This is a genomic window from Methanomicrobia archaeon, from assembly GCA_016930255.1.
Taxonomy (GTDB): Archaea; Halobacteriota; Syntropharchaeia; order Alkanophagales; family Methanospirareceae; genus JACGMN01.
On record JAFGHB010000077.1, the window covers coordinates 19,381 to 30,322 of the forward strand.

Below are 10,942 nucleotides of genomic sequence, written 5' to 3' on the forward strand. Positions count from 1 at the left end.
TTAGGATGAGAGATGGAAAAGGTTAATTAATTCCTTGCCTTGATTCATACTACAAGGGACCTCAAAACAAAGAAACGACCTGTATGTAGAGTAGACTTTGTGAGGTTCATCCTCTAGATACCATGCCCATCAATATCCCCACCCTGCATCCAATAGAAGAGATAAGAGCAGAAACGGGTAATGTCAAAACGTTCACCGTCTACGCAGAGGAGATTGAAAAGGAGAGTCAGCCGGGGCAATTCGTTATGGTCTGGGATCCCGGTGTGGATGAGATACCGATTTCAATTGCTTCTGTATCGGCAGCAGGGACGTTGGAACTGGCGATTGCGGACGTCGGTGACTGCTCGCATAGCCTGCATCAGAAGCAGGTGGGCGATCTGGTAGGCTTAAGAGGGCCTTACGGCACGAGCTTTACACTTAACGGTAAACGGATCTGCATGGTCGCAGGCGGCTACGGCGCGGCACCGTTGCGGTTCGCCGCCGAACACGCGCGTGCAGTTGGGACAGAAGTCGTGGTTCTGGAAGGCGCACGGTGTAGTACCGATCTGCTTTACCTCAACGAATTCCGCAAGATTGGTTGCGAGGTACGCGAGTCAACGGAAGATGGCTCTCAAGGTTTTTGCGGTATGTGCACGGAGTTATTTGAGGCGTTGTTGGCATCCGGTGAACATTTCGATCAGGTATTGACCTGCGGGCCGGAGCTGATGATGACGCGCGTGTGCGAACTTACGCGACGAAGAAGAATCCCTACGCAAGTATCGGTAGAGCGCATCATAAAGTGCAGCTGTGGCGCCTGCGGTGCCTGCGATCTTGGCGGCTATCGCGTGTGTAAAGACGGTCCCGTATTTAATGCGGAAACGCTTGAACAAACGGAATTTGGACGATGGAAACGCGAGAAGAGCGGTAAACGCATTCCTATCGCTCCAACAGCAGTAGCGGAAGAATTGGATTTTGTATCAACGCCGCCTTTACCATTAACGCCTGAGTACGAGCCGTTGTTAAAAACCGAAGTCTGCGGGATCGAGTTCCCCAATCCGATCATGAACGCGGCGGGCTTCGGCGTTTCTGGAATGTTATTGTACCGCTATGCAGCGGCAGGTGCGGGCGCGGTGGTAACCAAATCGATAGGTTTGGTCGAGCGTGACGGCTATCCGAACCCCACCTTTATCGAACTCGCACCGCGGAGTTACGTGAACGCCATGGGGCTCCCGAATCCAGGAATACAGAATTTCAAGCCGGAGCTCGAGGATGCAACATATGCCCATGTGCCCATTATACTGAGCATCTTCGGCAAGAGCGTGGAGGAATGCCGCGACGTGGCAAGGATCGCACGTGAATACCCGGTAGACATGATCGAATTCGACGCTTCATGCCCGCATAGTGAGTTCACCGCGATTGAGAACAAGCCGCAACTGCTGAGCGAGATCGTAACGGCGATAAAAGCGATTGTGCACCCGAAGCCAGTGTCCGTGAAGATCTCACCGAACATCGGCGCGCCCGTCGGATTGGCGTTGACCGCAGAAAAGGCGGGCGCAGATGCGATCACCGCTATCAACACGGTGATAAACAGACCGGTAGAAGAAACGCTTGAGGTGCCGTTTCTGGGGAATCCGTTAGGTTACGGCGGTAAGTCGGGTAAGGATCTGACGGTCGGCGGGAAGCAGATCGTTTACGAGCTCTATCGTGAATTGAAGATACCGATCATAGCGGTTGGCGGGGTCTTCACCGCGCAGGACGTTATCGACTACGCGCGGAATGGTGCTTCACTGTTCCAGATCGGGAGCGCGCTCGTTAGCGAAGGTATCGAGTTTTTTCCACGGGTGAAGCAGGAGTTGAAGGAGTACCTACCGGTTCATGGATATACAAACTTAGGCGAGATAGTGGGGGAGGCACATCGAAGGTGAATTATGCCTGTGATATGGTTTCGGGATGTACATAATCGGCAGATCCGGCTAGTAGAAGAGCGGCGGAAGCATTTCGAGATTGAGCATCCAGAGATGGTCGGGCAGCTCGAAAAAATACATGAGACCTTGCTCGTCCCAGATCGGATAGTCAGCTCACGAACAGATCCAGAAGTAGAACTCTTTTATTGTCGCTATGATGTCACTCCGGTCTCCCAAAAATATTTATGTGTGGTTGTTAAAGTTGTAAATAACGATTTGTTCGTTGTCACGGCGTATTTTACGATACGGTAAAGCGAGGCAAGACACTATGGGAAAAGCGATAAACGTTTGGTTCGACAGCGAGGGGGACTACCTTGAGGTTGTCTTTGAGCGCAGAAAAGGATATTTCAGGGAGACGGAGAACGATGCGGTGATGGAGAAAGTTGATGAGGAAGGGAACGTTATCGGTTTCTCAATCCTCAGAGTGAGTGCATTGAAGGAACGGAAGCCGATTTCCGTGCTTCTGCGGTGAGCCATAACCAACAGCTTAGCCGATAGTTTCCAGGAGTTCTCTCATCGTTCGCTTACATCCGCCGCGAGTTCTTTGCGCTCCTTCTCAAACTCCGTAACCGTCGTCTTCGCGAATTTCGGCAGCTTCAGCGCAGTCACCAAGTCAGGGACGGGTTCGCCATTCTTACCCACGATATCTTTTACGTTCATACGCGTATCACCGTATAGTAATTTAATATTCCGGCTATTTTAGTTTTTGTGAGGCTTAAGAAGGATTTAAAGGAGCATCTTGACACTAACGGCTATCAAAACATCGGGGAAGTGGTCGGAGAGGCGCATCGGAGATAACAGAAACATTTAAGTAATACTACTTTTTTAGCTATACTGTTTCACTAATAAAATGAACAAACCTTCTGAGGAAGATTCAGAGCAAAGAGTCAACCCATCAAGCGAAGGCGAGCCCGATAAAGCAGTAAAAGATCCTGATAAACGTAGCATATCAAAGAAAGTTCTTGCGGGAGCTGTTATCATAGCCGTCGTAATCGGAATAGGAAGCGTGATTTATTACAATAACTTGGCATCTGAGGAAACACCAGCACACCAACAGAATCCAGATAGTCCTTTAATTACTGAAAGTCCCCCACCAACAATCACCTCAGAGCCAACACCAACAATTACACCAGAGCCTATACCTACTCCAGGACTCTATGAACGTCCGCCTGAAGGTGTGATTCCAGGAAACAAAGCGGAAATTGTAGATTATTCTGAAAGAGCAGTTGAGCTTGCTTATGAAAGACTTAAATATCCAGCAGAAGATCCTAGACATGTTGAGGCAGAGAACATTGGACGTGATTGGATACATTGGGCAGTACAAGGTGTTGCAGAAAGAGGTTTTTTAGAGGATGATGTTGTTGATTTGCTCAATACTCTTGATGGATACTTATACGATGGATGTTATGAAGAGAGAAAAAAGAAGGTAGATATGGAAGGTAGCCACAAAGCATTAGCTCAAGATTTGAAGAATGATAAAAAAAATGCTCAACAGAATTTGGAAGGAAGATGTTATGTAATTTTTGAAGTTTCTCCAGGGGCTAGGTGTTAGCTGATTGGATTATTTGTTGCGGATAAATAAAAACCAGAGCAATAAGCCTTTCAATAAACACAATAATAATAGCAGCAATGGCATTAATAGTTCTTATTGTTTTAGTAGCAGTTTTTACAGGCCAAAGCAGGAAAGCAGTTATAACATTTGAGGACTGCGCGAGCAGGGGTGGGACGTGTAAAAAGCCTAAAGATCGTGGAGGAGCAAAACCGCTCCCTATTCCCCCAGCAGATCTCGTTGCTCAGCAACCTTCACGTTCGCCACAAACGATCGAGCGACAAGAGGATTCGCCGCTTGTTCAGGAAAGCCCAACGCTACCAGAACGCGTCTGCACAGTTCCGCATCATTAGAGACCAGCGAACGATCGTCATCTACAACTCTGATAACCGCTTCGTGGATGCGTTGTAAATATCGCAACCCTTCGTCCATCTGCTGGTGTACTTGAGCACCATCACGCGGATCGTCCCATGAGGATAACAGGACCTTAACGCCGTCAATGCCCATCAATGTCTTTAGCGACGCGACGGACGCCAGCACGTCATCGTAAATGGGCAACTCACCCGCGAGCGGGATGGCATCGCCGGAGAAGAGCGCGTGGTCCGCGTGTAGTACGAGCGAGATCGACCCGTTTGAATGCCCCGGCGTGTGGAGCACGTCCAATCGGAGGCCGTCCCCGAGATCAATGACATCGCATTCCTCGAGGATACAGTCAACCGCCACGGAGCCCCCGACAAGCGACTGGAAGTTCGGAATCGGGCGCTCCTTACACTGCAGCTCAACATCTTCGATCCAGGCCATATCGTCGGGATGCGCCGCCACGATACAGCCCTTAGCCTCTTTTAGCGCTCGCGTTGCGCCTATATGATCCGGGTGCGCATGCGTTTGCACGATCATGGCTATATCCTCAGGCATTCGACCCGTGCTCCGCACATAATCGAATAGCACGCGCTCCGAACCGGCCACGCCACAGTCAATGAGACAGATCTGCTCTACGCTATAAATGAGATACGCGTACACGAACCGATCGACCGGTATACCCGAAAAGCTCCTCACCTGGAACGGAATCTTTATCGCATGAATATGCTCGGTAACCTGCATTTCTTCTTCCTCCCTCCCCATCTAATCTAATATTAAAGGAAAGTCAACCTAAAAGAAATCAGTTAGTGTCTTTTGATTCTTTGTTTCTACCTCGTCGGCTACCGCGCTTTTTTCTTCTAGCTCTGATTCTCGCGTTTTCGGGTGTTTTTCTTCTGCCTCATCTGCCTCGTTAACGTCAGCCTTAACGGTACGCTCTATTCTCGTTACACGTTCCGTTCCTCGTTCCGTTGCTGTTGCGGTAAGCGCATTCTGGTAGATCTGCTTCGCGTTCTCTTTGCCGGTATCGCCCAACAGGAACGCGATCTGCGGTACGTCCAGGTGCAACGACGCCGTTATCTCAGTGGCTTTTCTCCCGTCCTTAAAGAAGACTGGTAAGAACGGCACGATAAAAAAGAGCGCGTAGCTCTGGGGCACCTTGCTATAGCGCGCTATCTTTCTCGCGAGTTCGTCTTGTACGGGCCCTGATTTCCGCGCCTCGCCTTCCGGAAGCTTCGCTCGGAACCACGGCGACTGGAAATAGCGCGGTTTGCGTCGTTCCCATCCGTTTTTCTTCTCTGCATGCAGCTCTTTTGCGGAAAGCACGCTACCTGCCATTAAACTGGATGCATAGCGCCAGAACTTGTAATTCTCGCGCCGTCGCACGCGTCCTAAAAACATGTCCGCCCTGCTCAGGTACCGCAAACCGTGCATGAAACTTTCGTCATCGTACTCGTATGAAAAATTCTTGTAGACCCACTGGATACTCTCCTCTGGTGTCTTGTCAAGGCTGTAAAGCGCGGAAAGCGCCTCTTGCAGCTCGTAGCGCTCAACACCGTAGATCAGCTTCAAAACGCCGAAAATGTCCTCCTCTCTATCTCGATCGTCGGTCGCTATATCCTCTTCACGGATTCGCTGCATGCCTGATCCAGCGAGTGACAGCGCCTGCAGGTCATTGATCGCGGACCGCAAATCGCCATGCGCGTTCTTCGCCAGACTGATCAGAGCACCATCTTCTATATCGAGTGCCGCCTGCTCGCTTATCTTCTTCAGCAAGCGGAAGACCGTGCCTGGTTTTATACGATGGAACGCAATAACCGTGCACGTACGCAGTAAACCCTGTCCCATTCCGTATTTGTCGTTTGCCGTAAGGATTATCGGCTGCGTGCTCTTTTTCACGATCTCTGTTATCGCCCTCGTGCCACCGCGGTCCTCATTACCATGCAGGTTGTCCGCCTCGTCCAGAATGATCAAGCGCGTCGTGTGACTGAACGTCGTGCTCGTAGACGCGGGACCGACGATATCTTTTATCACGCCCGCACTGCGCTTATCCGATGCGTTTAGCTCGATTACCTCCCAACCCTTCTCGGACGCAAGAGCGTACGCCGCGGACGTCTTACCACAACCTGCGGGGCCGTGGAGAACAGCAGCCTTCTTCGACTTCGGCCTATTTATGCCGTCTGCCCATTCGCGCAACTCCTCTATTGCCTGCTCGTTACCAACGACCTCTCGCAACCTCGTTGGGCGATATTGCTCGGTCCATTCCAGGCTGCCCTTTTCCATTTACTATATCATTGGCCAAGTCGGCTTAATATCTTTCGTTCTGCCAGAAAAAACAGAAAAAATTCTTATTTAAGAAGAGGGCATTCCAAAGTAGAGCAGCAATGAGTGAGGATAAAAAGAGGCGGGAGAAGGAAAAGGCAGCAGAAGCCGCGTCCGCTTTGATAAAAGACGGTATGGCGGTGGGTCTCGGTACGGGATCTACAGCAGAACTCGCGATACGGAACATCGGTAAGAGGATAGAAGAGGAAGGACTCAGGATCGTTGGCGTTCCCACTTCGTTGAGAACAGAAACGATCGCAATAGAATGCGGCGTCCCGCTTACCACGCTCTCCGAGCATCCCGATTTGGCTATCTGCATCGACGGCGCGGATCAGGTAGATGCGCACATCAATTTGCTCAAAGGGGGCTGGGGCTCGCATACCAGGGAGAAGATCGTCTCGTATGCAGCGCAGAGGCGAGTTATCTGTGTCGAAGAGGAAAAAGTAGGAGAGCAGCTCACTAAGCCGGTGCCTTTGGAGGTTTTACCCTACGCGGTGAAAGTGGTAGAGAAACAGGTGAGAGAACTCGGGGGCACACCGGTTTTGAGGCTTGACGGAAGTAGAGGCGGCTACTTCGCTACGGAACACGGCAATCTCGTAATCGACGCGGATTTCGGCGCTATTCGCAACCCGGAAGAGATGAATGTCGCGCTTTCCTCTGTCGTTGGCTCCGTCGAGCATGGGATATTTACAAATGCTACTGAGGTCTATGTAGGAACTGAAAAAGGGGTTAAGGTATTAAGGAGAGACTAGATTAAACATAAAGAGAAGAGAGAGGCCGAAAAGATGAAGTTGTTGGTAAGCCCGAGAGATTTGGAGGAGGCGAAGTCGGTGATTCGTGGGAATGCGGATATTGTAGACGTGAAGAATCCCAAGGAGGGTTCTTTGGGCGCTAATTTCCCCTGGGTCATCAGGTCGATCAAGGAACTGGTGGATAAGGAAGGCGGCAATGGCATGGAGATGAGCGCGGCGATCGGGGACTTTTATTACAAGCCGGGAACGGCGTCTCTGGCTGCTTTGGGCGCGGCGTCCGTCGGTGCCGATTACATCAAGATCGGGCTCTTCAGGATAAAAACGCGGGAAGAGGCGATCGATCTGCTGAGCGGCGTGGTAAAAGCAGTGAAAGGTTTCGATCCGACAAAGAAAGTGGTTTCCGCCTTCTATTCTGATTATAAACGAATCAATTCGATCTCACCGTTTGAAATCGCCGAAATCGGTAAAGAAGTGGAGATCGACGTCTCAATGGTGGACACGGGCATAAAGGACGGCAAGACCACCTTCGAGTTCCTCAGCGAGGATGAGCTGACGACGTTCGTCTCGGAATCGAAGGCGCTTGGATTGGAGACCGCCCTTGCGGGTTCGTTCACCTTCGAGGATATACCCGCGATAAAACGGATCGCACCGGATATACTCGGCGTTCGCGGCATGGTCTGCGGCGGCGATAGAAACTCTCAGGTGCAAGAGGAGTTGGTGACCGAACTGCGAAGGAAAGTTTCGGAGTAAGTACGTTTGGTGGGGTGGGCACAGGTAAGTAAACGTTGAATAAGGTACGTGATGATAAAAATGGCTAATACGGAAATAAAGGATCGAAAACTCTCGAACAAAGAATTAAGTGAGCTAACGACAGGTTTGCTCAACTTCGGCGACATGCTCATTATGATGGGGAAGCTGACGAAGCTGGAGAAAGAACTGAGTGGCTTGGATGAACTTATGAAGCGGCTCTTCCAATCGGACAACCGCGATTTGTTCACGGTAATGGAGGCCAATCCGGAATTGATGGATCAAGCCTCGGCTCTCATGACGAAATGGAAGCTGCTCGAGGATAAAGATCCCGCGAAACTCTCGCCTGATGAGCAGATCGAGGTAGGAGAGAGCTTTAAAGGGTTTGCCAACGTGCTTAACCAGATTATCAGTAGTGTCGCAGAAGAAAAGACGCTGTCAGAATAGAATAGACCGACTTGCTGTTATCAGCGTACCACGTGAACCGACGTCGCTTTGAAGGTTGCGTAGACGTCATCCCCTTTTTGCAGCCCTAGATCCTCACGGGATTGCTTCGTGATAAGCGCGACAAGCCTGGTGTCCAGTTTCACCCGAGTTACCGCGCCCATATCCTGCAGCTCAAGAATGCGTGCTCGCAAGACGTTTCGCGCACTGCTGCCGTCCTTGTTCCGGGACAAGATGATGTCCTCGGGTCGAACGAAGATCTTTACTGCCCCATCAGTATACTCGGAGACGGCACAGATGGGTCCTATCATATCCCCGTCTATCTCTGCGATACCGCCCTCGTTTTGGCGAATAACCCCGTACAGTATATTCTCCATGCCCACGAAATCAGCCAATTCCTCGTTCAGTGGCTTATGAAAAATCTCCTGTGGCGTGCCCACCTGCACGACCCGGCCCCGCATCATCACCGCGATGCGATCCGCGAGCAGCATCGCCTCCGTCTGATCGTGCGTCACGTGCACCATCGTGATCCCGAATTCCGCCTTTACCCGTTTCAGCTCCTCACGCATGTAATCCTGCGTCCGCCGATCCAAAGCGGAGAGCGGCTCATCTAATAGGAGTATCGAGGGCTCGATCGCAATCGCCCGCCCGATCGCCACCTTCTGCTGCTCGCCGCCGCTCAGCGTGCCGGGATAGCGATGCGCGAGATGCGCGATGCTCAACCAGTCAAGGATTTCTCGTACTCGCGTGTGGTTCGCTTCCGTCGCGCCCGCCTTCTGCACCCGCAGCCCGAAGAGGATGTTCTGCTCCACGGTCATGTGTGGGAAGAGCGAATAATCCTGGTAAATGAATCCGATGCCCCGCTTCTCCGAGGGGACGTAGGTAACATTCCAGCCTTCAATCCAGATCTCGCCGCGATCGGGGATGTAGAAGCCTGCGATGGTTTCGAGCAGTAACGTCTTGCCCGCGCCCGTGGGGCCGAGAATAACGAAATATTCGCCCTGTTTCACCTCCAGATTGATCTCCTGCAGCTTGAACTCCTTCCAGTCCTTGTACACCTCCTTCACCCAAATCATCGCTTCCTCCATCGCGGCAGCCGCAGCACTATAAAAATCACCAGACAGATCGAGATGAGCAGCACGGAAATCGGGCGTGACACTCGCAGTCCAAACGAGGTAAATTTCTCGTAAATTAAAATCGGCGCGGAGATCGGGTGATATGCGAGAATGAGAACGGCCGAGAACTCACTGATCGCGCGGCCCCAGGTGAGTATCGCCCCGCTCAAGATCGACGGGAAGGCGAGCGGGAAGGAGATCTCGCGGAACGTCCGCCAATGCGAGGCACCCAAAGAGCGTGCCACATTCTCCAATCGCGGATCTACCTCTTTAAAACCCTCTCGCGCCGTGTCGACGAGATACGGGAGGCTCATGAAAAGCATCGCTACCACAATCCCCAGGTACGCATCCGTAACGACAATCCCCAGCGATCGCAGCGGCGCGCCAATCACCCCGTACCGCATAAAGACCCCATAGAGCGCAATGCCCGCGACGACGTGCGGGATCATCAGCGGGATATCCACGATGCCCTCAATGACGCTCTTGCCCCAGAAATTCTTCCGTGCGAGGAAATAGGCCAGCGGCACGCCGAAGACGAATGCAACCAGCGTCGCGGCAAGCGCCATGGAGATGCTTATCCAGATTGATTTCAGTACCACTGGGTCCACGGCGACTGCGATCAACCCTGAGAAGTCCTCCGCCTGCTTATAAAACATGTTTCCCAGCGTGATCACAACGAACGCGACGAGAACGGAGCCTAACAGGAGCGAGAAGATAAAGATCTTCTCCCTCTTTACCTGCTCCCATGTCCAGCTCGAGAAGATTTTCATTGTGCGCGGCCTCACTCTACTATTTCTTTCGTCATCAGAGCACTAAGCTCTTCCGGCAGATGCTCTATCATATCAGCTTCAGTAAATGCCTGATCCCTTGCATACCATCTGGCTATCCCGTCGGAGCAACCCTAAAAATAAAAGAGGAGGGAGAAACCTCTCCCTCGGAACCAGTTTAGTAAGGGACGAATCCTTCACGCCATCTTCTTGCGAAGCACCATGTAGGCGATGGTTAACAAGCCCGCAATAGCGAAGATCGCTTCGAAACCGGGCTCTTCTGGCGTTGCGGTGGGCATTGGGCTCGCTTCAGGCGTCGCTGTTGAGCTGGGTGTAGGTGTGGGTGTGGTTTCCATCTCCACCAAGTCCAGAAGCTCAGCAGGGACCTCGCCGCTGCCCGCGGGTGGCACGATGGGTGGCTGCCCGTTGTCCGTAAAGATCTGCTGGCCTGATTCGCCGATGACGAATTTCACGAACTCCATACCCCCTTCCGGATTATCAGCAACCGATGGTACTGTTATCCCGTACACGACCGGTGCTCCTGTCTGGACGCTTCCAGACGCGAGCTCAACCTGGACCTTCTTGTAGGTGTCTGCATATTCCACCGCGCTCAGATCGATGCCCAGCGGGAGATCGACGAACGCGAGATTGTGTTGCACGGCTACGCTCCGGTACTCAAAGGCATAGTCCAGCCCGCCTTCCTCCACAAAGGCCACCAGCTCGACCGACTTCGGGCGTATGTCTGCCTTCTCGGTGTTCGGCTGCAGATCCTCAGGCGTCGTTATGTAATAGGTTCCATCCGCTTCCTCACGGACCGTGATCGCTGTATTCGCAAGGATAAGATCATCAAAGATCTGATCATCGCCGTAATTGAACTCTGCGAGCTGGAAGACCATGACTGATCGATAGCCACAGGGGTCATCGTTCGGATTCGAGAACCCGAAGA

At 52.0% G+C, this 10,942-nt stretch carries 13 protein-coding genes; 7 read left to right on the top strand and 6 right to left on the bottom strand.

All coding sequences use genetic code 11. The features are described from left to right. Window positions 1–122: 122 nt before the first annotated feature. Genes JW878_10475 through JW878_10485 form a run of 3 tightly spaced genes read left to right on the top strand, consistent with a single transcriptional unit; the run spans window position 123 to window position 2,415 of the window. On the top strand, window positions 123–1,904 hold the full coding sequence (locus JW878_10475) for a dihydroorotate dehydrogenase electron transfer subunit (GenBank protein ID MBN1763477.1): 1,782 nt from the start codon (window positions 123–125) through the stop codon (window positions 1,902–1,904). Between the two features lie 3 nt (window positions 1,905–1,907). Further along, window positions 1,908–2,195 carry a hypothetical protein gene (locus JW878_10480; protein MBN1763478.1) on the top strand — a complete coding sequence of 96 codons (288 nt, stop codon included), beginning with the start codon at window positions 1,908–1,910 and terminating at the stop codon, window positions 2,193–2,195. A gap of 16 nt (window positions 2,196–2,211) precedes the next feature. Further along, window positions 2,212–2,415, top strand: coding sequence for a DUF2283 domain-containing protein (locus JW878_10485; protein ID MBN1763479.1), 204 nt, complete (start codon window positions 2,212–2,214; stop codon window positions 2,413–2,415). 41 nt (window positions 2,416–2,456) lie between these two features. Here the strand turns inward: JW878_10485 and JW878_10490 are convergent, their stop codons facing one another. Next, window positions 2,457–2,603, bottom strand: coding sequence for a hypothetical protein (locus JW878_10490; protein MBN1763480.1), 147 nt, complete (start codon window positions 2,601–2,603; stop codon window positions 2,457–2,459). 190 nt (window positions 2,604–2,793) lie between these two features. Between JW878_10490 and JW878_10495 the strand changes: the two genes are divergently transcribed. Beyond that, complete coding sequence (locus tag JW878_10495; GenBank protein ID MBN1763481.1) at window positions 2,794–3,495, top strand: hypothetical protein; 702 nt, start codon at window positions 2,794–2,796, stop codon at window positions 3,493–3,495. A 216-nt stretch (window positions 3,496–3,711) separates the two neighbouring features. On the opposite strand, the gene JW878_10500 is transcribed toward JW878_10495, so the two are convergent. Both JW878_10500 and JW878_10505 read right to left on the bottom strand, forming a co-directional pair. Further along, window positions 3,712–4,593, bottom strand: coding sequence for an MBL fold metallo-hydrolase (locus JW878_10500; GenBank protein ID MBN1763482.1), 882 nt, complete (start codon window positions 4,591–4,593; stop codon window positions 3,712–3,714). A gap of 48 nt (window positions 4,594–4,641) precedes the next feature. After that, window positions 4,642–6,132 carry a replication factor C large subunit gene (locus JW878_10505; protein MBN1763483.1) on the bottom strand — a complete coding sequence of 497 codons (1,491 nt, stop codon included), beginning with the start codon at window positions 6,130–6,132 and terminating at the stop codon, window positions 4,642–4,644. A gap of 101 nt (window positions 6,133–6,233) precedes the next feature. Between JW878_10505 and rpiA the strand changes: the two genes are divergently transcribed. The 3 genes from rpiA to JW878_10520 are packed head-to-tail and all read left to right on the top strand — an operon-like array spanning window position 6,234 to window position 8,117. Next, window positions 6,234–6,923, top strand: a complete 690-nt coding sequence (gene rpiA, locus JW878_10510) for a ribose-5-phosphate isomerase RpiA (GenBank protein MBN1763484.1) — start codon at window positions 6,234–6,236, stop codon at window positions 6,921–6,923. A gap of 33 nt (window positions 6,924–6,956) precedes the next feature. Beyond that, a complete protein-coding gene (locus JW878_10515) occupies window positions 6,957–7,673 on the top strand; it encodes a (5-formylfuran-3-yl)methyl phosphate synthase (GenBank protein ID MBN1763485.1) in 717 nt (238 codons plus the stop codon). Between the two features lie 60 nt (window positions 7,674–7,733). Further along, window positions 7,734–8,117 carry a hypothetical protein gene (locus JW878_10520; GenBank protein ID MBN1763486.1) on the top strand — a complete coding sequence of 128 codons (384 nt, stop codon included), beginning with the start codon at window positions 7,734–7,736 and terminating at the stop codon, window positions 8,115–8,117. A gap of 20 nt (window positions 8,118–8,137) precedes the next feature. On the opposite strand, the gene JW878_10525 is transcribed toward JW878_10520, so the two are convergent. From JW878_10525 to JW878_10535, 3 genes are all read right to left on the bottom strand, one after another. After that, a complete protein-coding gene (locus JW878_10525) occupies window positions 8,138–9,190 on the bottom strand; it encodes an ATP-binding cassette domain-containing protein (protein ID MBN1763487.1) in 1,053 nt (350 codons plus the stop codon). After that, entirely contained in the window at window positions 9,187–9,999 is an 813-nt protein-coding gene (locus JW878_10530) for an ABC transporter permease (protein ID MBN1763488.1), read from the bottom strand. The genes JW878_10525 and JW878_10530 overlap by 4 nt, the downstream gene beginning before the upstream one ends. A 194-nt stretch (window positions 10,000–10,193) precedes the next feature. Then, on the bottom strand, window positions 10,194–10,942 hold a 749-nt coding region (locus JW878_10535), incomplete at its 5' end, for a substrate-binding domain-containing protein (protein MBN1763489.1).

Bases quoted from the DNA above. Each gene is read 5' to 3' on its own strand.
- JW878_10490 (MBN1763480.1), bottom strand. From the start codon at position 2,603: ATGAACGTAAAAGATATCGTGGGTAAGAATGGCGAACCCGTCCCTGAC.
- JW878_10525 (MBN1763487.1), bottom strand. From the start codon at position 9,190: ATGATTTGGGTGAAGGAGGTGTACAAGGACTGGAAGGAGTTCAAGCTG.
- JW878_10520 (MBN1763486.1), top strand. From the start codon at position 7,734: ATGGCTAATACGGAAATAAAGGATCGAAAACTCTCGAACAAAGAATTA.
- JW878_10530 (MBN1763488.1), bottom strand. From the start codon at position 9,999: ATGAAAATCTTCTCGAGCTGGACATGGGAGCAGGTAAAGAGGGAGAAG.
- rpiA (MBN1763484.1), top strand. From the start codon at position 6,234: ATGAGTGAGGATAAAAAGAGGCGGGAGAAGGAAAAGGCAGCAGAAGCC.
- JW878_10495 (MBN1763481.1), top strand. From the start codon at position 2,794: ATGAACAAACCTTCTGAGGAAGATTCAGAGCAAAGAGTCAACCCATCA.
- JW878_10505 (MBN1763483.1), bottom strand. From the start codon at position 6,132: ATGGAAAAGGGCAGCCTGGAATGGACCGAGCAATATCGCCCAACGAGG.
- JW878_10515 (MBN1763485.1), top strand. From the start codon at position 6,957: ATGAAGTTGTTGGTAAGCCCGAGAGATTTGGAGGAGGCGAAGTCGGTG.
- JW878_10480 (MBN1763478.1), top strand. From the start codon at position 1,908: ATGCCTGTGATATGGTTTCGGGATGTACATAATCGGCAGATCCGGCTA.
- JW878_10485 (MBN1763479.1), top strand. From the start codon at position 2,212: ATGGGAAAAGCGATAAACGTTTGGTTCGACAGCGAGGGGGACTACCTT.
- JW878_10475 (MBN1763477.1), top strand. From the start codon at position 123: ATGCCCATCAATATCCCCACCCTGCATCCAATAGAAGAGATAAGAGCA.
- JW878_10500 (MBN1763482.1), bottom strand. From the start codon at position 4,593: ATGCAGGTTACCGAGCATATTCATGCGATAAAGATTCCGTTCCAGGTG.